Below are 24,494 nucleotides of genomic sequence, written 5' to 3' on the forward strand. Positions count from 1 at the left end.
GATTATAGAGTTGTTAGATTTTATGACCGGTATTATCGGAAATTGATCGGGGGAGAGGAATTATGACGTACAATCAAATGCCAAAAGCTCAAGGTCTCTACCGTCCTGAATTTGAACATGATGCATGCGGAATCGGCCTATATGCACACTTAAAGGGCAAGCAGACTCACGACATTGTCAAACAAGGACTTAAGATGCTTTGCCAGCTAGACCATAGAGGAGGGCAAGGCAGTGATCCGGATACAGGAGACGGAGCCGGCTTACTGGTTCAAATCCCTGATGCTTTCTTTAGAAAAGAGTGCAAAGACATCAATCTGCCAGAAAAAGAACGTTACGGGGTAGGAATGGTCTTTTTCTCACAGAAAGAAGATGAAAGAAAAAAAATTGAAAAGCAAATCAATGCACTGATTGAACAAGAAGGCCAAGTCGTTCTTGGATGGAGAACTGTACCTGTAAATGTCGGAAAAATCGGAACAGTGGCGCAAAAAAGCTGTCCGTTTGTCCGTCAGGTATTTATCGGCGCAAGTTCTGATCTAAAGGAAAATTTATCTTTTGAACGAAAATTGTATGTCATTCGTAAACAGGCTGAAAATTGGGGAGTAACGGAAGGTCTTGATTTTTATTTTGCCAGTCTTTCAAGCCAGACCATTGTTTACAAAGGCCTTTTAACACCTGAACAGGTTGATGCATTTTATTCTGATCTGCAAGACGAAGCATTCGTTTCTGCTTTTGCGCTTGTTCATTCACGCTTCAGTACCAATACATTCCCTACATGGGAAAGAGCGCATCCTAACCGCTATTTGGTTCACAACGGTGAAATTAACACCCTTCGCGGAAATATCAACTGGATGAGAGCACGTGAGCAGCAATTTGTTTCTGAAAGCTTCGGTGAGGACTTAAACAAGATTTTGCCGATTCTCAATGCTGATGGCAGTGACTCTTCCATTTTGGATAACGCATTTGAGTTTTTTGTGATGGCTGGACGCAAACCGGCACATACGGCAATGATGCTCATTCCAGAGCCTTGGACGGAAAATACGCATATGTCCAAGGAAAAAAGGGCGTTTTACGAGTACCATAGCTCCCTGATGGAGCCTTGGGACGGACCGACAGCCATTTCATTTACTGACGGTAAACAAATCGGGGCAATCCTTGACCGGAATGGTCTCCGTCCAGCCCGTTATTATGTCACAAAAGATGATTATATTATTTTCTCATCTGAAGTAGGCGTTATTGAAGTTGAACAGGAGAACGTTTTATATAAAAACCGCCTTGAGCCTGGGAAAATGCTTTTAATCGACCTGGAAGAAGGCCGTATTATCTCCGATGAGGAAGTCAAAACACAAATTGCAACTGAGTATCCGTACCAAAAATGGCTTGAAGAAGAGCTTGTACAAGTAAATCCTGATCCGGAGTCAAGAGAAGAAGAACAATTTAGTGATCTTCTTACTCGCCAGAAGGCATTCGGATACACATATGAGGATATCCAAAAATATCTAATTCCCGTTATTAAAGAAGGCAAAGATCCCCTTGGTTCAATGGGGAATGACGCGCCGCTTGCTGTACTTTCTGACCGAGCGCAATCACTGTTTAACTACTTTAAACAGCTGTTTGCACAAGTAACGAACCCGCCAATCGACGCGATTCGTGAGCAGCTTGTCACTTCAACGATGACTTGGCTCGGTGCGGAAGGCGATCTTCTTCATCCAAGTGAACGAAATGTTCGCCGGATTAAACTGTATACACCTGTTTTATCCAATGAACAGTTTTACGCATTGAAAACGATTGTTCATCCTGATTTAAAAAGCCAAAAAATTGATGTGCTGTTTTCAGAGGATCTTGAACGCGGATTAAAGGACATGTTCACACAAGCAGAGAAAGCCATCAGCCAAGGCGTAAGTTTGTTAATTTTATCAGACAAAAAGATGAACGAACGACTGACACCAATTCCGCCGCTTCTGGCAGTAAGCGCGCTGCACCAGCACTTAATCCGCAAAGGGCTGCGTACGAAGGTCAGCATTATTGTGGAATCGGGAGAAGCACGTGAAGTGCATCACTTTGCAGCGTTAATCGGTTATGGCGCAGATGCGATTAACCCTTATCTCGCTTATGCGACCTACAAGCAGGAAATTGATGAAGGCCGTTTGGATATCAGCTATGAAGAAGCGGTCAGCAAATATGGAAAAAGCATTACTGAGGGCGTCGTAAAAGTGATGTCCAAGATGGGAATTTCAACTGTGCAAAGCTACAGAGGCGCCCAAATCTTTGAAGCGGTAGGAATCAGCCGCGATGTGATCGACCGCTATTTCACAGGTACTGCATCACAGCTAGGCGGCATCGATTTACAAACAATTGCAGAAGAGGCACAGCGCCGCCACCGGGAAGCGTATCAGGATGATTACAGCAAAACGCTTGAACCGGGAAGTGACTTCCAATGGAGAAATGGCGGAGAGCATCATGCCTTTAATCCGAAAACGATTCATACTTTGCAATGGGCGTGCCGCAGAAATGATTACAGTCTGTTTAAACAGTATACAAAAGCGGCTGATGAAGAACGCATCGGATTTTTGCGGAACTTGTTCGCATTTGACGGAAACCGCAAGCCTTTGAAGTTGGAGGAGGTTGAATCCGCTGAATCGATTGTCAAACGTTTTAAAACGGGTGCGATGTCATTCGGGTCCTTGAGTAAGGAAGCGCACGAAGCTTTAGCAATCGCAATGAACCGTCTTGGAGGAAAAAGCAACAGCGGTGAAGGCGGAGAAGATCCCAAACGCTTTGTTCCAGATGAGAACGGCGATGATAGAAGAAGTGCGATCAAACAAATTGCATCCGGACGGTTTGGTGTCAAAAGCCATTACCTCGTCAATGCTGATGAGCTGCAGATTAAAATGGCTCAAGGTGCTAAGCCGGGTGAAGGCGGTCAGCTTCCTGGCAACAAGGTATATCCATGGGTTGCCGATGTCCGCGGGTCAACGCCAGGTGTCGGATTAATCTCACCTCCGCCACACCATGACATTTATTCGATTGAGGATTTAGCCCAGCTGATCCACGATTTGAAAAATGCCAACCGTGACGCAAGAATCAGCGTAAAGCTGGTGTCAAAAGCAGGTGTAGGAACAATCGCTGCAGGTGTTGCCAAAGCGACTGCAGATGTCATTGTGATCAGCGGCTATGACGGAGGTACAGGCGCTTCTCCGAAAACCAGTATTAAACATACAGGGCTTCCGTGGGAGCTTGGCCTTGCAGAAGCACATCAAACACTAATGCTGAACGGACTTCGTGACCGTGTTGTATTAGAAACAGACGGAAAGCTCATGACGGGCCGCGACGTTGTGATGGCTGCCTTGCTCGGCGCCGAAGAATTTGGTTTCGCAACGGCTCCGTTAGTTGTACTCGGCTGTGTCATGATGCGTGCCTGCCATTTGGATACATGCCCTGTCGGTGTAGCGACACAAAACCCAGAGCTTCGCAAAAAGTTCATGGGGGATCCTGACCATATTGTGAACTATATGCTGTTCATTGCTGAAGAGGTTCGTGAGTACATGGCTACGTTAGGCTTCAAGACATTTGATGAAATGATCGGCCGCACTGATGTACTTCATGTAAGTGAACGGGCGAAGGGGCACTGGAAAGCAAGCCAGCTTGATTTGTCTACACTTCTTTATCAGCCTGAAGGGGTGCGGACGTTCCGATCGCCGCAAAATCATAAAATTGATCAATCGCTTGATATCACAACAATTCTCCCGGCTGTACAAGAAGCCATCGAATCTGGAAAAGAAGCTGATATTTCGATTGAAATCAATAATACAAATCGTGTAGCCGGAACGATAACCGGCAGTGAAATCTCAAAGCGTTACGGAGAAGAAGGTCTTCCTGAAGATACAATCAAGCTGCACTTTACCGGATCAGCCGGCCAAAGCTTTGGAGCTTTCGTTCCTAAAGGGATGACGCTTTATTTGGACGGAGACTCAAATGATTACGTCGGAAAAGGGCTTTCTGGCGGAAAAATCATCGTCAAGTCACCAGAAGGATTCAACTCTGCTTCGGATGACAATGTCATTATCGGCAACGTGGCTTTTTACGGTGCGACAAGCGGAGAAGCATATATTAACGGACGTGCTGGTGAACGCTTTGCCGTTCGAAACAGCGGTGTGAACGTAGTTGTAGAAGGTATTGGCGACCACGGCTGTGAATACATGACTGGCGGCAGCGTTGTCGTTCTCGGTGATGTAGGCAAAAACTTTGCGGCAGGTATGTCCGGCGGAATCGCTTATGTACTGGCCGAAGATGTCAAAGCGTTTAAACGCAAATGCAACCTTGAGATGATTTTATTTGAATCATTAGAGGACGAGAAAGAAATCCAGCAAATCAAAGCAATGCTTGAAAGACATACTGCATATACAAACAGCCAAAAAGCAGAAGATTTGCTTGATCAATGGGAAGACAGTGTGAAAAAATTCGTCAAAGTCATTCCGAAAAACTATAAACAAATGCTTGCAAGCATCCAAGAGCAAAAAGCTGCAGGTTTATCAGATGAAGAAGCCATCATGTTCGCTTTTGAGGCCAACACGAAGCCAAAGCAGAATACAGCAGCATCGGGACAAAAACAAGCGGTAGTACAGTAAGGAAGGGGAGAGGAACATGGGGAAACCAACTGGATTTATGGAGATCAAACGAGAAAAACCTTCGGAGCGGGACCCTCTCACTCGCTTAAAGGATTGGAAAGAATATTCTGCTCCTTTTTCAGAAGAAGCATCGAAACGGCAGGGGGCGCGGTGTATGGATTGCGGTACACCGTTTTGCCAGATCGGTGCGGACATTAACGGATTTACATCCGGCTGTCCGATTTACAACTTAATTCCTGAATGGAATGATCTTGTCTACCGGGGCAGATGGAAGGAAGCATTGGAACGTCTGTTGAAAACAAACAACTTTCCTGAATTCACAGGGCGGGTATGTCCCGCTCCTTGTGAAGGATCATGCACTTTAGCGATTTCAGACCCGGCCGTATCAATTAAAAACATCGAGCGGACCATTATCGATAAAGGATTTGAGAACGGCTGGATTCAACCTAGAATTCCAAAAAAACGAACAGGCAAAAAAGTTGCTATCGTCGGGTCGGGCCCAGCCGGACTGGCGAGTGCTGACCAGCTGAATCAAGCGGGGCATTCTGTCACTGTTTTTGAGCGCTCAGACAGAGCGGGCGGCCTTTTAACATACGGCATTCCAAACATGAAGCTTGAGAAGGGCATTGTAGAACGCCGAATTAAATTGCTGACGCAAGAGGGAATTGATTTTGTCACGAACACAGAAATCGGTGTTGACATTACAGCTGATGAGCTAAAGGAGCAATTTGATGCTGTGATCCTATGCACAGGCGCTCAAAAACAGCGGGACCTCTTAATTGAAGGACGCGATTCAAAAGGAGTCCATTACGCGATGGACTACCTGACACTTGCAACAAAAAGCTATTTAGATTCTAATTTTAAAGACAAGCAATTCATTGATGCCAAAGGGAAAGATGTCATCGTAATCGGAGGCGGAGATACAGGAGCTGACTGTGTGGCTACTGCTCTGCGTCAAAAAGCCAAAAGCGTGCACCAATTCGGCAAACACCCGAAACTTCCGCCAGCCCGCACGAATGACAATATGTGGCCTGAACAGCCACACGTCTTTACGCTTGAATATGCATACGAGGAAGCAGAAGCAAAATTCGGAAGAGATCCGAGAGAATACTCCATTCAAACGACAAAAATGGTTGCGGATAAAAACGGAAAGCTGAAAGAGCTTCATACCATCCAAATGGAAAAAGTGAAAAATGAGCATGGAAAATACGAGTTCCGCGAGCTGCCTGGAACGGAAAAAGTATGGCCTGCTCAGCTTGTCTTTATCGCTATCGGCTTTGAAGGCACAGAACAGCCGCTGTTGAAACAGTTTGGTGTTGATTCTGTAAATAACAAAATCAGTGCAGCATATGGGGATTATCAAACAAATATCGATGGTGTATTCGCCGCAGGGGATGCAAGAAGAGGCCAAAGCTTAATCGTATGGGCGATTAATGAAGGCCGTGAAGTGGCGCGTGAAGTGGATCGATATTTGATGGGGAGTTCAGTTCTTCCGTAAATAAAGGGGATTATCATATAAGAGAAACCGGTCTGGCTGCCAGCCGGTTTCTTTTTTTATTCCATTACGATCCCGATGTTTCCAAACTGTCTGCCTTCCTGCATTCTTTTATATGCTTCACATGCTTTTTCTAAAGGATATATCCGGTCAATTACAGGCCGCAGCTTATGTTTGTTAATGAAAGCGAGCATAGCTTGAAATTCCTCACCGCTTCCCATCGAGGTTCCCAAAACATTGACCTGAGGAAAGAATAGAGAACGCACCGGAAAACTGAGATTATCCCCTGAGCTTGCCCCAAAGCTGACAATACGGCCATTTGGTTTTACATGGCGGAAGTATTCCGAAAAGAGGGCAGGTCCTATGCTGTCAAGAACAACATCCGCCTTTTTTCCCTGCAACTGCTCATCCCAATTGCTGTAGCTGTCAAATGCGTAATCAGCACCTAATTGCAGCGCCTTTTTTCTTTTCTCCTCACTGCGGGAGGTCACGCTTACTGTTGCCCCAATCGCCTTAGCCATAAATAAAGCATAGGTTGCCACACCGCTGCCGATGCCGGGTATCAATAGATGCTCGCCTTTTTTTAATTGCCCCTTTGTAAACAGAGCCCGATATGCAGTTAAAGCGGATAAAGGTAAAACGCCCGCTTCTTCCCAAGATAAATAAGCAGGTTTTTTGATTGCATTTTGTGAAGGAATGATCACATATTCAGCAAGTGTTCCGTCCGAAGGACCTCCCAGAATCTCAGGTACAGGTGGTACATTCTCTGTTAAATCCCAGTTCAATGTCGGGAAAATGACTACTTCTGTCTGAACAGTAACATTTTTCACGCCTTCACCAATCTCTTCGATGATACCCGCGCCGTCAGAACCCAGTATCATGTGAGGATCTTGTTCCGATTTGTTTTTCATAAGAAACAAGTCACGATGATTCAGGCCCGCGGATTTTAATTTAACCTTTACCTCTCCGTATCCAGGCTTTGTTGATGGAACGTCCTCGACTGATAACCCCTGAAGGCCGGCTTTTCCGTTGTGAATTACAGCTTTCATGCTGTCTGCCTCCTCATTGAATTGTATTTTCATATCTTTACATATTTTACATAGCGGTTTTCTTCGAGTAAAATGAACAAATATGATAGCCAATATCACTTTTCATCATAGCAAGCAGGTGAGAGCGCGTGGAAAGCGGAGATTTAAAGATTTTTCAGGCTGTTGCTCGCGAAGGAAGCATAACGAAAGCAGCCCAAATGCTGAATTATGTTCAGTCGAATGTGACAGCCAGAGTGCATAACCTTGAGGAAGATTTGAATATCAGGCTTTTTCATCGAACGAATCGGGGGATGAAGCTGACTGCTGCAGGAGAAAATCTTTTACAATATGCAGATCAAGTATTATCGCTGTTAGACAAAGCTGAAAAATCGACCCGTATGAGCAGGCAACCAAAAGGGCCTTTGCGGATCGGATCACTGGAAACGACGGCGGTAACGCATCTGCCTGAGCATGCAGCATCCTTCCTCAGGCGTTTTCCTGAAGTGGATTTATCAGTGAACACAGCGGATACGCATCATTTGATTCAACAGGTTCTTGATCATAAAGTTGATGGCGCTTTTGTATATGGGCCGGTTGAACACGCTGCAGTTAGACAACTCCATGTTTCCCATGATGAATTAGTTTTGATTTCATCACGAGAAGGGACGGCAGAAGACATGCTTCAGCAGCCGATGCTCTTTTTTGGGGCTGGCTGTTCTCATCGTGACAGGGTCAAAAGATTACTAGAGGAAGCAGGCATAGACAATCAAAAAATCATAAAGTTTGGCACATTGGAGGCTATTATAAAAGGTGTTTCCGCCGGGATGGGTACGGCGCTGCTCCCAAAGTCCTCTGTTGACTGCTCCGAGCATCGTACAAATGTATGGATTCATCAATTGCCACCAGCATATCAAGACTTAGAGATCGTCTTTATATACAGGAAAGACTTTTTTATTACGAGTGCGTTTCAGACATTTCTTGATGAGATAAACGAAATGAAAAGATGAAGATAGACGTGCATTAGCAGAATAAAGATTTTGTCAAAGAAGCAGTCATCATTCTGTCATTTTGGATTGCAATCAGGGATACAGAGCATCAGCAATGCCCGTTGTTATTAAAGATCTGCATGAAAAAACTGTACTCATTTGAAGCGAGTACAGTTTTTTTATTTATTTACGTTTTAAATTAATGCCGATCGCCGCTCCGTTTCTGCTTGAATCAGCTACACCTTTAAAGGTGCCGTTTTCATGGTCGATCGATATGCTTTGCACGTTTCCGATATCCACTGGACTTGTGCCGAATTTGTGGCCCATGCCGTTTAGCTTGCTGAGGACATCTTTAGGAACTCCGTCTTCGTAACGGTAAGAGCTCATGCTGTTTGTGTAAATTCTCGGCTCTTCAACAGCTGCTTTTAATTCCATACCATATTCAATGTGGTAGAGAATGGTTTGCAAAACGGATGAAATAATTGTGGCCCCGCCAGGAGATCCAACAGTGAGGACAGGCTTGTCATCCTTAAATAAAATCGTCGGGGTCATGCTGCTTAAAGGCCGTTTGTTTGGCTGTACTTCGTTAGCTCCGCCTGGTATCGCATCAAAATCCGTTAATTCATTGTTTAAAATAACACCGTAATCAGGGACCATAATACCGGTTCCGAATAGCTGTTCGATTGTTGTTGTATAGGAAACGACATTTCCCCAACGGTCAGCAACTGTAAAGTGGGTTGTTTGGCCTTCTACTTTGTCTTTCGGCTGTTCAACTTGTTTATAGTTTGCTGATCCTTCTTGGTATTTCCAAGGGTCACCGGCTTTCGGTTTTTTATTCACTTGATCTAGGTTGATTAATTGCTGGCGTTCTTTAATATAATCGGGGTGAAGCAAGCCTTTGAGAGGAACATTTACAAATTCGGGATCACCTGCGTAAGACGCACGGTCGGCATAAGACAAATGCATCGTTTCAGCAAGCAGCTGATATTTTTCCCATGAGCGGACATCGTATTGTGAAAGGTTAAAATCATCAAGGATTTTCAGCATTTGCAATAAGAAAATACCGCCGGAGCTTGGAGGAGGAGTAGTAGCGATTTGATAGCCTTGATAGTCTCCCCAAATCGGTTCATCAATTGTAATGTCGTAATTTTCTAAATCTTTTTCTGTCATTGATCCGCCGAAATCCTGGACAGTGTCAGAAAGCGTCTTGGCGAATTTTCCTTTATAAAAAGCGTCAGTGCCTTTGGAGCGAATAAGCTTAAATGTTTTAGCCAAATTCTTTTGAATAAGGGTATCTCCTTCTTTAAGCGGTTCGCCATTTGGTAAAAATACATCTTTTGCGGCAGTCCGTGAAAGTTTTTCCTGATAATCAGAAATGGCATCTGCCAACACAGAATCAATCGGAAAGCCTTTTTCAGCGAGTTTAATAGAAGGGGTAATTAATTGCTTCATCGAACGGGTTCCCCATTTATCCAAGGCTTCTTCCAGCCCTTTCAGAGTGCCTGGAACACCAACGGCAGTACCTTTTGTTACACGTTCAGAGAAAGGTATTGCTTTTCCGTTTTCGTCCAGAAACATATCAGGAGTTGCGCCTGCTGGAGCACGCTCACGGCTGTCGATTATCGTTGTATCCTTCGTTTTTCCGTCATACACCATCATAAAACCGCCGCCGCCAATACCTGACATCATCGGCTCTGTTACATTGAGTGCAAATTGAATGGCAACCGCTGCGTCAATAGCATTTCCTCCTTTTTTCAGCACATCAGCACCGATTTCAGAAGCAAGAGGATGTGCGGTCGCAACCATGCCGTCTTTTCCAACATCTACTTGTTTGTACTCATCGTAGCTTTTGGGCGGTTTTTTAGCTTCCGCGTGAAAAGGGACACTTCCAGCGACTAACAGAACACTAAGCAGAGCTGTTAAACAGACGTTCCACGTTCTTTTCATGTTCTCCCTCCTATATGAAGCTGTATTGTTACAATCTTAGCGTAAAAAAATTACAGCGTTTTCACAAGTGACAAATGGTATATTATATAGTACATAAAGCCGTTTTTCTGTGCAAAATTGATTATATTGATATGAGCCATGTGCTATATTAGAATCAGCATACGGATTAAGAAGGGACTGCTATATGTATTTAACGATTGAAGAAACAGCAGAATATACAAATCTTTCAGAGGATTATATTAAAAGCTTGGTGCTCGAAGGGAAAATCAGAGCCGTTCATGACGGGGAGCAATTTTTGATTTATAAGGAACAGTTCAAAACGCATCTCGAACAGCTGGAGAATTACAAAGCACTGGTGCATGAAATATTAAATGAACCGATCCCGGAAGATATTGATGTAAAGGATGAGGATTAGGACACAATTTGAAATTGTGTCTTTTTTTGTATATTTTTGCGGAAGCTCCAGAAAATCGGGAGTGTCAGATTTCGTTTTAAGAGGTTTTTTGATGATTAGTAGGGGGATAAGTATCCAAGAGGTTAAAAGCTTTATAAGAGGCTTTAAAGCTTATTTTATAGGGTGAAGGTTGGAAGAAGCTTTTTTAAAAGCTTATGTAACACTATGTATATTATGTTACATAAACGCCGCCGCACTTTGACATTCAACGTTTTTCAGCTATAATAGTAACATAGACCTCAAAACGTTACATAACGGTTTTTAAGGAGTTTTTTGATGCATATTGTACAGCCGATTCGCAGTCTAGAGAAAATCCAAGAAGTCAAACAGTATTTGCTTAACAAAAACAAGCGGGATTATTTTCTGTTTATTTTCGGCATCAACAGCGCGCTCCGCATTTCTGATATTCTGCCGCTGCAAGTGAAGGACGTTCAAAATAAAGATCATTTATGGGCGACTGAAAGCAAAACGAAAAAGAAAAGAAAGATTCTTATTTTAGAATCGCTGAAACAGGAAATATACGAGTATACGAAAGACATGAAGGAAAACGAATATCTTTTTAAATCAGTGCGGACCAGGAAGCCGATTTCCCGCATTCAGGCCTACAGAATTTTAAGAGAGGCCGCTGCGGCGTGCGGACTTGAGGAGATAGGGACGCATACACTCCGGAAAACGTTTGGCTATCATTTTTATCAGCGAACGAAAGACATCGCCGAGCTGCAGAGAATACTGAATCATTCATCACCATCAATTACAATGCGGTATATTGGTATTGATGAAGATACAACAAGAGCCGCGTATAAGGTTTTTGGAGGGCTTTAATACAAATCGCTTGAAAATATTGATCATCAGAGCTACTATATAAATACCAAAAGCTCTAGTAGCACAGCGGATAGTGCAGCAGTTTCCTAAACTGCAGGTCGGGAGTTCGAATCTCTCCTAGAGCGTTATATTCACAAAAAGACAACAGGCACTTTTCGCCTGTTGTCTTTCTTTATGCAGACCAAATAAAAAACGCCCGCTTATCCCGGGCGTTTTTCTTATATAACTGCGTCAAATTGATTGACTTTCCATTTTTTATTTTCTTTCACAAATGTCACTTTCCGTTTTGCAGAAGGGGATCCGTCTAATGTAGGGACGGTAAATTCGTATGTGATTGTGCTGCCTTTTTTAGAGATCAGTTTAGCAGTTGATTTTTTCCAATTCAAAAGATTGTCTCCGTCACCGATTGGAACAGCAAGTTTTCCTTTTGAAACAGTGAAATGATAATCTTTAAAGCCTTTTTCGATTGCTGTTTTTGTAAAAATAGGAGTTAAATAATTCACCGCTTTTGCTTTAGTGCCTAGATCACTGCACATGTATACATATTGAAGATTTTGATACTCGAATGTGCCTGATGGGCAAACTGCTTTTTTCACCTTCGGATTGTGTCCGCTCATGGTGTTCCAAAAATGTTCTCTAGCGGATAATGCCAACTGTAATGCTTGTTTTTGTGATAAATCGCCTGATGTATTTTTCGCAAATGCATTTGTGCTTAATGACAGAATAAGTGCAATGGTTGTTAGAAATAGAAGACATTTTTTCATTATCGCTCTCTCCTTCAAAATCTCTTTCTCTTATGTTACAAATGTTACAATAATTACGGATAGATTACAATACTTTTGCATAAATTATTTTTTATTCTTTTACTCACAAAAAATATGCCATTACTTGCTAGTTTATTCTTTATAAGCTAAAAAGATGTGTAAAATTAGAAGAATCGGGAAGGGTTTCATATGTGCAGTGATGAATAATAACATGTTACATATCCTGTTTTTGTCAAAAAATGAGGGCATGTTTAAAAACGATTTCAAATAAAGGAGTCCTTTAATATGGAAACATCACAAGAACCTCTTGTAACTCAAAAGAAAAGCAAACCATCAGTTTGGCGGTCGATGTCACTCTTTTTAGTGCCGCTTCTGCTGAGCAATGTGCTGCAATCAGTCGGCCAGCTAGTCGGGATGATGGCTGTAGGCAGATGGCTTGGTGTTGATGCAGTGGCAGCTGTATCATCCTTTTTCCCGTTATTTTTTCTTTTAATCTCATTTACGATTGGGATCGGTTCAGGTAGTTCGATTCTGATCGGACAAGCTTACGGAGCGAAAAATGAGGAACGGCTAAAGGCTGTTGTCGGGACGACGCTCACGTTTACATTTTTATTAGGCGTTGTGTTAGCCGTCATCGGCAGTATTTTCACCCTGGATATCCTTCGTTTAATGGGCACGCCTGAAAATGTCATTCATGTCAGCGCTAACTATGCACGTATTTTATTTTATGCTATGCCGTTTATGTTTTTATATTTTGCATATACTACCTTTTTGCGCGGAACAGGGGATTCTAAGACACCGTTTTATACGCTGATTGTGAGCACGGTCATCAACATCGCGCTTTTGCCTGTTTTAATCCTTGGCATGTTTGGTTTTCCGAAACTGGGCATATACGGCTCGGCATATGCAACTGTCATTTCCACGATTGCGACTTTTCTCGTGTTAATGGTGTATTTACGAAAGCGAAAACACCCGCTGCAATTTGATAAAACAGTGCGTCGTTATTTGAAAATGGATAAGGAACTGCTAGTTCTCCTGCTGCGTCTTGGGGTCCCAGCAAGCATCAATATGATTCTTGTCTCATTATCAGAGATAGCGGTTATTTCATTCGTCAATCATTACGGCTCTAATGCAACAGCTGCATACGGAGTGGTCAACCAGGTGGCCAGCTATGTACAGATGCCGGCCGTCAGCCTTGGTATTGCGGTTTCTATTTTCGCTGCGCAATCGATTGGGGCAAACGAGTTTGACCGCTTAAAGCAGGTCATTCGCGTGGGGATTTGGCTGAATTATATCATTGGCGGCGTACTGATCATTCTGATCTATGTTTTTTCACATCAGATTTTATCGTTATTTTTAACCGAGCAAGAGACGCTTTACATTGCACACCGTCTTTTGATGATTACATTGTGGAGCTATTTGCTGTTTGGAAATGCCCAAATTATTTCTGCAACGATGCGGGCAAGCGGAACAGTTTTATGGCCGACCGTCATCAGTATTTTTGCAATCTGGGGAGTAGAGGTGCCTGTCGCTTTCGTCCTTTCTCACTATACAAAGCTTGAAATACTCGGCGTCTGGGTTGGTTATCCAGCTGCGTTTGCCGTCAGCTTGCTGTTGATTTATGGGTATTATCAATTCGTCTGGAAAAAGAAACAAATCACACGTCTCATCCAATAGCCTCCGAATCACACCGTTCATAAGTTTGAACGGTGTTTTTTTATTTGATAGGGGAAAATATAAAATGGAGGAAATATGGTACAGTACATTGAATTCTTATACTAGCAATGAATCAAGGAGAGGTTGAGTAAACATGGCAAACTTTATTGAGAAAATCACGTATTTGGGAACGCCGGCCATCAAAGCGGGCAACGAACATCTAGAAATGATTGTTGTCCCTGAGTGGGGGAGCAACGTCATTTCTCTCGTGGACAAAAAAACAAAAGTCCAGCTTTTGCGTGAACCGGAAACAGCAGAAAGTTTTCACGACACACCAACATTGTATGGCATTCCAATCCTGTTCCCGCCTAACCGCATAGGTGACGGTACATTCAGTTTCCGGGGCAGAACGTATCATTTTGATATCAACGAGAAGGATAAACACAACCATCTTCATGGGTTTCTTTACCATGAAAAGTGGAATGTCGTGACCACGAAGCAAACTGATGAAGAAGTGACTGTTGAAACAGAAATTGATCTTTCTGAGCTTCCCCATGTGCAGAAGCAATTTCCTCATCATGCCGTCGTTCGGATGACATACACGATCAAGGGGAATACCCTATTTAAACATGCGACGGTCATGAACAAAGGAAAGGAAGCGTTTCCTTGGGGAATTGGTTATCATACTACATTTATATTTCCGGCAGAAAGCTCATTATTTTCCCTGACAGCAGATCAGCAATGGGAGTTGGATGAACGCCTGCTGCCGACCGGGAAGCTGATGGATGTCCCGTATAAAGAAGCTTTGCATGAAGGAATGGATTTGCGCCACAAGCAGCTGGATGATGTCTTTTTATCTTCTTATCAGAAGAGAGGCGGAGAAAATCAGGCTGTCATTTATCATCAGCATGCACATATCAGCATTTTTTATAAGGCAGATGAACAGTTTAACCATTGGGTTGTATACAATGCGGACGGAAAACAAGGGTATTTATGCCCTGAGCCTTACACATGGGTGACAAACGCCGTGAATCTTGATTTACCTTCGTCACTCACTGGTTTACAAGTGCTGGAGCCGGGAGAAGAAACGACAGCTAAAAGCAGTATCACCATTGAACTGAATCATCAATAGCCAATGATGAAGCGCAGAGAGGCGGGGAAATTAATGAAAAAAAGCATAAAGCTTTATGTTGCTGTTTTACTGCTTTTCGTTGTTGCTTCGGTGCCTTATATGCATCAGGCTGCGCTTGCCGCTGAAAAACAAGATGCACTTTCCGAGCAGATCGATAAGATTTTAGCTGATCATCCTGCCCTCGAAGGCGCAATGGCCGGCATCACCGTTCGCTCTGCGGAAACAGGTGCTGTTCTATATGAACATTCAGGAGACACCCGAATGAGGCCTGCCTCTTCTCTAAAGCTTTTGACAGCGGCCGCGGCACTTTCTGTCCTTGGCGAGAACTATTCTTTTACAACCGAGGTCCGGACGGATGGAACACTGAAAGGGAAAAAGCTGAATGGTAACCTTTATTTGAAAGGGAAAGGCGATCCGACACTTTTACCATCTGATTTTGACAAAATGGCTGAGAAATTGAAACATTCCGGCGTAAAAGTAATTAAAGGCAATCTGATCGGTGATGATACGTGGCATGATGACATGCGATTATCACCTGATATGCCTTGGAGCGATGAATACACATATTATGGCGCGCCAATTTCCGCTCTAACAGCGTCTCCAAATGAAGACTATGATGCAGGCACTGTGATTGTTGAGGTCACCCCAAATCAAAAAGAAGGGGAAGAGCCTGCCGTGTCTGTCTCTCCGAAAACCGATTATATAACGATAAAGAACGGTGCTGAAACGACTGCTGCCGGTTCAGAGAAAGACCTCACAATCGAAAGAGAGCATGGAACAAACACGATTACAATTGAAGGGAGCGTACCGGTTGACGCAAACAAGACAAAGGAATGGATTTCTGTCTGGGAGCCTGCCGGATATGCCTTAGATTTATTTAAGCAGTCACTAAAAAAACAAGGAATTACTGTGAAAGGGAACATCAAGACGGGTGAAGCACCTAGTTCTTCAGATGTGCTGCTCTCTCATCGCTCAATGCCTTTATCGAAACTTTTTGTGCCGTTCATGAAATTAAGTAATAACGGACATGCCGAAGTGCTCGTAAAAGAGATGGGGAAAGTGAAAAAAGGAGAAGGGAGCTGGGAAAAGGGGCTCGAAGTGTTAAACAGTACGCTTCCGGAATTTGGTGTTGATTCTAAATCACTCGTCTTAAGAGACGGATCAGGAATCTCACATATTGATGCTGTATCCTCAGATCAACTTTCACAGCTGTTATATGACATTCAGGATCAGAGTTGGTTCTCGGCTTATCTAAATTCTTTACCTGTTGCGGGCAATCCTGACAGAATGGTGGGCGGAACGCTGAGAAACCGCATGAAAGACACTCCTGCACAAGGAAAAGTAAGAGCAAAAACCGGATCGCTCAGTACGGTAAGCTCTCTATCGGGGTACGCAGAAACAAAGAGCGGAAAAAAACTTGTTTTTTCTATTCTTCTAAATGGATTGATTGATGAAGAGGATGGAAAAGATATTGAGGATCAAATCGCTGTCATTTTGGCAAATCAATAATAGCGGCAGACCTGTTTTCCAAGAGAAAACAGGTTTTTTTATGTCTGTAATAACGCTTTGTCGAACCTTCCAACAATTAGAAGAATGATGCACAAAAGAAAATTAGTTCGATTAAAAAGTAGTGTATAAGACCTTATGTAAAACAATACTTTTATCACTTTATATCCGGAAATTTGATAAAAATAGAAACGAAAAATAAAGAAATAATACTATATTCAAAAAAATGTTATAAAAATTTAATGTTTTTTATTGTACTTTAAAAAATATCCGTTAATATAGTGCATATATGGATTATATAGTCATATAATTTCTTTTATTGACATTTTTCTGCTTTTTTCTACTTTTTCTTATCCTCTTATTATGAGAACTGGAGGGAATCCGTTGAGCGAAAATACTTATTCTTTAACCCATGCCCAAAGGAGAGTGTGGTTTACCGAACTGCTGGAGCCAGATACCAGCATTTGCAATCTCACAGCCTGTGTGAAATTCAAAGGCAATATTGAGCTTGATACTCTCGAGGGAGCGCTGAATCATTCCATCTCCCGCAACGACGCCATTAGATTTCAGCTGTTAGAAGGAGAAGAGCTTGAGCCGCGATTGCACCTTACTGAATATAAATATTATCCACTTAGAATAATTGATTTTTCAAATGTTGAAATGATAGAAATAGAGCAATGGATTCAGGATCAAGCGAGCATTCCATTTAAACTGTTCAACTCGCCTCTTTATCAATTTTACCTCCTTAGAATTGACTCTCATGAAGTTTGGCTATTTGCGAAATTCCATCATATCATAATGGATGGAATCTCTTTAAATGTGATGGGAAATCAAATTATAGATCTTTATCAAAAAATGAAAAAGAAAGATCCTTTACCTGATCAGCCGGAACCTTCTTACTTGAGTTACATCGAAAAAGAGAGTCAATATCTACAATCTCCGCGGTTTGCAAAGGACCGTTTATTTTGGACGCAAACCTTTGAGCACCCGTTGGAATACCACTCGTTAGCCGACCAGACGTCCTTACAAAAACAGAGCACTTCTGCATCCAGAGACACCATCATTCTTTCACCTGATTTAGAGCAAACGATTCGAATCTTCTGCGAAGAACACAAGATCAATATCATTTCCTTATTTATGGCTTCATTTTACATATGCATCAGCCGAATCACTTCTAAAAAAGATCTTGCCATTGGCACCTACTATGGCAACAGAGGGTCAAAGGCTGAAAAAGAAATGCTCGGCATGTTCGTTAGTTCTCTTCCAATCAGAATAACGGTTGATCCTGACACAGATTTTCTTTCCTTTGTCCGCACAATAGGCAGGGAACAGCTTTCTGTTATGCGTCATCAACGGTTTCCTTATAATTTGCTTGTAAATGAATTAAGAAATGAACAGAAGGATTTACACAACCTTATCGGTATATCTATGCAGTATCAGCCACTTCAGTGGCATAATGCAGATGATTTTGACTATGAAACAGCGCTTTATTTCAGCGGATACACCGCGAACGAGCTTTCAGTTCAAATACAAGAACGGATAGACAATGGAACCATTCAATTAAATTTCGACTATCAAAATACCTTGTTTTCTCTTGAGGATATTAAACGAATACAATCTCATCTGCTTACCATACTGGAAAACGCCCTTCAACATCCGCACAGCTTTATAAGAGAATTAGATATGACGAATACAAGAGAAAAGCAAAAATTGTTGTATGAGTTTAACAAGACGGAAGCTGTTTCGCCTAAAGCTTTCACCCTGCATGGGCTGTTTGAGCGACAGGCAGCTTTCACACCGGAGCGGCTGGCCATTCGCTTTTCAGGCGGTTCGCTGACATACGCTGAGCTTGATATGTACGCCAGCCGGCTGGCTGCGCACCTTGCGGCACGCGGCGTCACAAACGAAAGTATCGTCGGTGTCCTGTCTGAACGCTCACCTGACATGCTGATCGCTGTCCTTGCTGTACTGAAGGCCGGCGGGGCGTATTTGCCGCTTGATCCTGCGTATCCAAAGGAGCGGCTGAGCTACATGCTGAAAGACAGCGGGGCATCGCTCTTGCTGACACAGCCGGGATGCTCCGCACCGAACTTTTCTGGCGAAACGCTTGAAGTGGACATGACATCTCTTGCAGGCGAAAAAGCAGAAAACCATCTGTTTACTCCTGCTGACGGCGGTTCTCTCGCCTATGTCATCTATACATCGGGGTCTACCGGGCAGCCGAAAGGAGTGGCCGTTGAGCACCGCCAGGCTGTTTCCTTTCTGACCGGCATGCAGCACCAGTTTCCGCTTTCAGAAGATGACATTGTCATGGTGAAAACCTCTTTTTCCTTTGATGCGTCTGTGTGGCAGCTGTTTTGGTGGGCTCTTTCCGGTGCTTCGGCGTATCTGCTTCCGCCCGGCTGGGAAAAAGACTCCGCATTGATCGTAAAAGCCATTCATCAGGAAAAAGTGACAACGGCTCATTTTATTCCGGCTATGCTGAATAGCTTTCTGGATCAAGCAGAAATGTTAGCGCTTGGTGACGGGACAAACCTAAAGCGTGTATTCGCCGGAGGTGAACCGCTTGCGCCGCGTACGGCAGCCCGTTTTGCTTCTGTATTGCCGCAGGTATCATTAATCCATGGCTACGGGCCGACAGAAGCAACGGTAGACGCGGCATTTTACGTGTTAGATCCAGAACGGGACAGAGACCGTTTGCGGATTCCGATTGGGAAGCCCGTACCCGGTGCGCGTTTGTATGTTTTAGATCCGCATTTAGCCGTACAGCCTTCCGGTGTCGCCGGCGAACTGTACATTGCCGGAGCGGGTGTTGCCAGAGGTTATTTGAATCGGCCGGCATTAACGGAGGAGCGTTTTCTTGAGGACCCATTTTACCCGGGTGAACGCATGTACAAAACAGGGGATGTGGCGCGCTGGCTCCCTGACGGGAATGTTGAATTCCTCGGGCGCACGGATGATCAGGTAAAAATCCGCGGCTACCGGATTGAGCCGGGAGAAATTGAAGCGGCACTAAGAAGTATAGAAGGTGTAAGAGAGGCGGCCGTTACCGTACGGACAGACAGCGGCGAGCCGGAATTATGCGCTTATGTAGAAGGGCTCCAAAGAAACGAAGTCCGAGCGCAACTTGAGAGCCTGTTGCCGGGCTACATGGTCCCAGCCTATATGATAGAAATGGAACAGTGGCCGGTTACACCAAGCGGAAAGCTCGACCGAAACGCCCTGCCAGCTCCTGGCGGAGCGGCAGATGCGGAGACCTACACAGCGCCGAGAAACGTGACTGAGATGAAGCTTTCTCAGCTGTGGGAGGACGTGCTGAAAAATGGCCCTGTCGGGATTCACGACAACTTTTTTGACCGCGGGGGCCATTCCTTAAAAGCAACGGCGCTTGTCTCACGGATCGCCAAAGAATTCGATGTACAGGTGCCGCTAAAAGATGTGTTTGCCCATCCGACAGTAGAAGGACTGGCTACCGTTATCCGTGAAGGAACGGACAGTCCATATGAAGCGATTAAGCCCGCTGAAAAACAGGAAACCTATCCGGTTTCCTCTGCCCAAAAGCGGATTTATGTCCTTCAGCAGCTGGAGGACGGAGGGACAGGCTACAATATGCCGGCTGTGTTAGAGCTCGAAGGGAAGCTCAACCCTGAAAGGATGGACAGAGCTTTCAAAGAGCTGATCAAGCGCCACGAGTCGCTTCGGACCTCCTTCGAACAGGACGCAGGAGGCGATCCGGTGCAGCGCATCCATGACGAGGTGCCGTTTACGTTACAGACTACAGTTCTCGGCGCACGAACCGAAGAGGAGGCCGCAGCCGCATTTATCAAACCGTTTGATCTCAGCCAAGCGCCGCTGTTCCGTGCCCAAATCGTAAAGGTATCAGATGAGCGGCACCTGTTGCTGGTTGATATGCATCACATCATTTCAGACGGTGTTTCCGTCAACATTCTGATTCGGGAATTCGGCGAGCTGTACAATAATCGGAAGCTTCCGGCGCTGCGCATTCAATATAAAGATTATGCCGTATGGCAAGAAGGATTCAAAACAGGAGACGCGTACAAAACGCAAGAGGCGTACTGGCTGAAGCAGCTCGAGGGCGAGCTGCCTGTGATGGATCTTCCGGCTGATCATGCCCGCCCGCCGGTGCGAAGCTTCGCGGGTGACAAGGTCTCATTTACGCTGGATCAAGAGGTTGCATCAGGCCTTCACAAGCTGGCACGAGAAAACGGAAGCACACTGTACATGGTGCTCCTTGCGGCTTACACCGCGTTCTTGTCACGCTTAAGCGGACAGGAAGATATCATCGTCGGCTCGCCAATTGCCGGCCGGCCGCACAAGGATCTTGAGCCGATACTCGGCATGTTTGTGAACACACTGGCGCTTCGGACACGTCCGGAGGGCGGGAAGCCATTCGTACAGTATTTGCAGGAAGTGCGTGAGACAGCATTGGAAGCCTTTGAGCACCAAGATTACCCGTTCGAAGAGCTTGTCGATAAGCTTGAATTGACACGAGATATGAGCCGGAACCCAGTGTTTGATGCGATGTTTATCCTTCAAAATGTGGAAAAACAAGACATAGATCTGAGAGAAATAAAAGTCCGGCCTGCCAATTTCGCACATCACATTTCCTTATTTGATATCACATTAATAGCTACGGAAATAAGTGGATCTATTTGCTGCGAAATGGAATTTAGTACAGAAGTATTCCTGAAAGCTACGATTGAACGCTGGGCTGATCATTTTATCGAATTTCTGCATGAGGCACTTTCAACTCCTGAAACAAGCCTTGCACAAATAAACATACTTAGTGATAAAGAAAAACAAAAAATAGTCTTTGAATTTAACAAAACTCAAGTTGAATTTGCTCAAAAAGATGTTCCTTTTCATCGCATATTTGAAGCGAAAGCTGAAGAAATTCCAGAACATATAGCTGTTATTGATAACGAAACAGAGATTAGCTATCGCCTTCTAAATGAAAGAGCCAATCGTCTGGCACGAACATTGCAAAACAGAAAAGGACCGAAGCCAACTGTGGCTGTTTTAGCCAAGCGGTCCATCGATGCAATTGTTGGGGTGCTGGCAGTGATGAAAGCTGGCGGAGTGTATATCCCAATCGATTCACATTATCCAAAAGCCCGTATTGAATACATTCTTCGTGATAGCGGGGCAGATATTCTTCTTTTACAGAGAGAGTTGAAGCATTTGATTTCAAACTTTCCTGAATCTGAGATGTCTCATATCTGCCTTGACGATGAAAGCACTTATGAAGAAAGTAACTGCAACCTTAACTTATCTCCTGCTCCTGAAGAGCCGGTATATATCATTTATACGTCAGGAACGACGGGTGCGCCTAAAGGTGTTATTGTCACCTATCAGAACTTTACTCATGCTGCTCTTGCTTGGCGTCAAATTTATGAACTGGATCGGAAGCCTGTCAGACTGCTTCAAATCGCGAGCTTTTCATTCGATGTCTTCTCAGGAGATTTGGCGAGAACATTGACCAACGGCGGGACTCTAATCGTTTGCCCAGATGAAACACGGCTGGAACCTGCTGAAATATATAAAATCATGAACTCTCAGAGAATCACGGTGATGGAGTCGACACCGGCTCTCATTATCCCGGTGATGGAGTATGTATACCGTAACCAGTTCAAGCTTCCTGACTTAGACATGCTGATTCTTGGTTCCGACATGGTGAAAGCTCAAGATTTCAAAACATTGACAGATCGCTTTGGCCAAAGCATGCGCATCATTAATAGCTATGGTGTCACAGAGGCAACCATTGATTCGAGTTTCTATGAAACCAGTATGGGTGGAGAGTGTACGGGAGATAACGTACCAATCGGCAGCCCGCTGCCGAATGTACACATGTACGTACTCAGCCAGACTGATCAAATTCAGCCGATCGGTGTTGCCGGCGAGCTGTGCATCGGCGGGGCAGGTGTTGCGAAAGGCTATCATCATAAACCTGACTTAACGCAAATGAAATTTACAGAAAATCCGTTTGTCTCTGGAGAAAGGCTGTACAGAACCGGTGATCGAGCATGCTGGCTTCCAAACGGAACGATCCGGCTTCTTGGCCGAATGGATTATCAAGTGAAGATAAATGGATACAGAATTGAAACAGAAGAAATTGAAAGTGTTCTGCTTCAAACGGGGCTTGTCAGAGAAGCTGCTGTTGCCGTTCAGCATGATAAGAATGGACAGGCTGGTTTGGCAGCATATATTGTGCCTTCAGACGTCAATACGAATGCTCTCCGTGCTGCTTTAACAAAGGAGCTGCCAGCGTATATGATTCCTGCACATCTGATTCCTTTAGAAAACATGCCGCTAACCCTAAACGGAAAGCTGGACAGAAATGCCTTGCCGGCTCCAAATAATGTGTTATCGCGTCCATATACCGCACCAGTTAACGACATGCAAAAAACGATGGCGTATATATGGGAAGATGTACTGAGCATGTCACGAGTCGGCATTCACGATTCCTTTTTTGAGCTTGGCGGAGACTCAATTAAAGCATTACAAGTGGCAGCACGTCTGGCAGCTGAAGGCTGGAGCATGACAATACGCGACTTATTCCGTTATTCAACGATTCAGGAACTATGCGGACATATCACACCATTGGCATCTCAAGCGGACCAGGGACCTGCGGAAGGTGAAGCTGAACTCACCCCGATTCAGCGAAGATTTTTCGGACAGGTACATGCTTTTCACTATCATTACAACCAGTCCGTCATGCTTTTCAGTGAAAAAGGATTCAATGCTAACGCGCTTCATCTAGCGCTGCGTAAAATAACCGAGCATCATGATGCCATTCGCATGATTTTCCAACATGACCAAAACGGCCATGTCATTCAGTTTAATCGCGGAATCAATCACAAGGATTATGAACTGTTTGGCCTTTATATTTCAGATTGGACAAAAGCATCGCTGGAAAGGGCTCATCTTGATGAAAAACTTGCCGCTGAGGAAACCGTCATTCAAAGCAAAATGAATGTAGAAAAAGGGCCTTTGCTGCAAGCAGGCTTGTTTAAAACGGCAGAAGGGGATCATTTGCTGATTGCACTTCATCATCTTGTGATAGATGGCGTTTCTTGGAGAATTCTGCTTGAAGATTTAGCTGCAGCATATCAACAGGCTTTAGAAAAGAAAGAAATCCAATTACCGCCAAAAACGGATTCTTATTTATCCTACGCCGATGGTCTTACCCAAATAGCTGAAAGTAAACAATTGCTTTCAGAGAAACCGTATTGGCAAACGATTTTAGACGCTCACACTGCTTTTCTTCCTAAGGACATAGAAAATGTGCCGGACAGACTCCAAATGAACAGCGACGCAGCTGCGTTTGTACTATCCGGGGACTGGACTGAAAAATTGCTGTTTGAAACCCAGCAAGCCTATGGTACTGATGCCAACGAACTTTTGCTTACGGCTTTAGGAATGGCGCTTTCTGAATGGACAGGGCATGACCATATCGTGATCAGCACTGAGGGACACGGCAGAGAAGGGCATGTGCCAAACATTGATATTTCAAGGACCGTTGGATGGTTTACTTCCATTTATCCTATTCTGCTAGACATGGGTATTCCCGAGCCTTTCGAGGATCAGCTCGCATACCGAATTAAGACGACAAAAGATATGCTGAGAAGAGTACCGAACAAAGGAACTGGATATGGATTGTTAACACACATAGGAGAACTGCGGCATAAAGAGCCTGAGGTCAGCTTTAATTATCTCGGTCAATTTAGCGAAGAGAAGGAAGCTGATACGTTTCAATTATCATATTACCAGCCCCGTCACGAAATAGCGGGTGAGAGAGAACGAGAGTATGAGCTGGACATCAATGCTCTCATTACGGACGGACGGCTTCAAGTAAAAGCGGTATACACCCAGGTGTTCAGCAAGCACTCAATTGAGTACTTTATGGATCGTTTTCACAGGCATCTTATCGAGACGATTGAGCATTGTTCGCAGAAAAAAGCACGCGAAAAAACATTGAGCGATTTCAGCAATAAGGAATTAACGTTGTCTGCATTATCTAGCATCGAAGATCTCGTGAAAGATCTTTAACTTTTGAAA

The 24,494-nt window shown here is 44.1% G+C and carries 12 protein-coding genes and 1 tRNA gene; 10 read left to right on the top strand and 3 right to left on the bottom strand.

Annotated features, from left to right (window positions below):
- Window positions 1-62: 62 nt before the first annotated feature.
- Complete coding sequence (gltB, locus tag SB658_RS19775; protein WP_144500922.1) at window positions 63-4,625, top strand: glutamate synthase large subunit; 4,563 nt, start codon at window positions 63-65, stop codon at window positions 4,623-4,625.
- Between the two features lie 16 nt (window positions 4,626-4,641).
- A complete protein-coding gene (gltD, locus tag SB658_RS19780; protein WP_032721970.1) occupies window positions 4,642-6,123 on the top strand; it encodes a glutamate synthase small subunit in 1,482 nt (493 codons plus the stop codon).
- Between the two features lie 56 nt (window positions 6,124-6,179).
- Here the strand turns inward: gltD and SB658_RS19785 are convergent, their stop codons facing one another.
- Entirely contained in the window at window positions 6,180-7,169 is a 990-nt protein-coding gene (locus SB658_RS19785; RefSeq protein ID WP_032721969.1) for a zinc-binding dehydrogenase, read from the bottom strand.
- A 128-nt stretch (window positions 7,170-7,297) separates the two neighbouring features.
- Here SB658_RS19785 and yofA point away from each other — a divergent pair, with 128 nt between their 5' ends.
- Window positions 7,298-8,155: a LysR family transcriptional regulator YofA gene (yofA, locus tag SB658_RS19790; protein ID WP_032721968.1), complete on the top strand. Its 858-nt coding sequence runs from the start codon at window positions 7,298-7,300 to the stop codon at window positions 8,153-8,155.
- A 162-nt stretch (window positions 8,156-8,317) separates the two neighbouring features.
- Here yofA and ggt read toward each other — a convergent pair whose 3' ends face one another.
- On the bottom strand, window positions 8,318-10,081 hold the full coding sequence (gene ggt, locus SB658_RS19795) for a gamma-glutamyltransferase (protein WP_032721967.1): 1,764 nt from the start codon (window positions 10,079-10,081) through the stop codon (window positions 8,318-8,320).
- 184 nt (window positions 10,082-10,265) lie between these two features.
- Between ggt and SB658_RS19800 the strand changes: the two genes are divergently transcribed.
- From SB658_RS19800 to SB658_RS19810, 3 genes are all read left to right on the top strand, one after another.
- Window positions 10,266-10,496 (top strand): excisionase family DNA-binding protein, encoded by a 231-nt coding sequence (locus tag SB658_RS19800; protein ID WP_032721965.1) that lies wholly within the window; start codon window positions 10,266-10,268, stop codon window positions 10,494-10,496.
- Between the two features lie 315 nt (window positions 10,497-10,811).
- Window positions 10,812-11,357 (top strand): site-specific integrase, encoded by a 546-nt coding sequence (locus SB658_RS19805; protein ID WP_003231473.1) that lies wholly within the window; start codon window positions 10,812-10,814, stop codon window positions 11,355-11,357.
- A gap of 52 nt (window positions 11,358-11,409) precedes the next feature.
- Window positions 11,410-11,482: transfer RNA gene (locus SB658_RS19810), tRNA-Arg, on the top strand.
- 93 nt (window positions 11,483-11,575) lie between these two features.
- Here the strand turns inward: SB658_RS19810 and iseA are convergent.
- Complete coding sequence (gene iseA, locus SB658_RS19815) at window positions 11,576-12,121, bottom strand: DL-endopeptidase inhibitor IseA (RefSeq protein ID WP_004399558.1); 546 nt, start codon at window positions 12,119-12,121, stop codon at window positions 11,576-11,578.
- 285 nt (window positions 12,122-12,406) lie between these two features.
- On the opposite strand from iseA, the gene SB658_RS19820 reads away from it, so the two are divergent.
- The 4 genes from SB658_RS19820 to ppsA all read left to right on the top strand — a co-directional run bounded on the left by SB658_RS19820 (window position 12,407) and on the right by ppsA (window position 24,485).
- Entirely contained in the window at window positions 12,407-13,798 is a 1,392-nt protein-coding gene (locus SB658_RS19820; protein WP_004399508.1) for an MATE family efflux transporter, read from the top strand.
- A 133-nt stretch (window positions 13,799-13,931) separates the two neighbouring features.
- Complete coding sequence (galM, locus tag SB658_RS19825; RefSeq protein WP_049141133.1) at window positions 13,932-14,909, top strand: aldose 1-epimerase; 978 nt, start codon at window positions 13,932-13,934, stop codon at window positions 14,907-14,909.
- A 33-nt stretch (window positions 14,910-14,942) separates the two neighbouring features.
- Window positions 14,943-16,418: a D-alanyl-D-alanine carboxypeptidase/D-alanyl-D-alanine endopeptidase gene (gene dacB / locus SB658_RS19830; RefSeq protein WP_038830001.1), complete on the top strand. Its 1,476-nt coding sequence runs from the start codon at window positions 14,943-14,945 to the stop codon at window positions 16,416-16,418.
- 381 nt (window positions 16,419-16,799) lie between these two features.
- Window positions 16,800-24,485, top strand: a complete 7,686-nt coding sequence (gene ppsA / locus SB658_RS19835; protein WP_410602159.1) for a plipastatin non-ribosomal peptide synthetase PpsA — start codon at window positions 16,800-16,802, stop codon at window positions 24,483-24,485.
- The last annotated feature ends 9 nt before the right edge of the window (window positions 24,486-24,494 follow it).

It is taken from the genome of Bacillus sp. SIMBA_008 (assembly GCF_046535495.1).
Classification (GTDB): domain Bacteria; phylum Bacillota; class Bacilli; order Bacillales; family Bacillaceae; genus Bacillus; species Bacillus subtilis.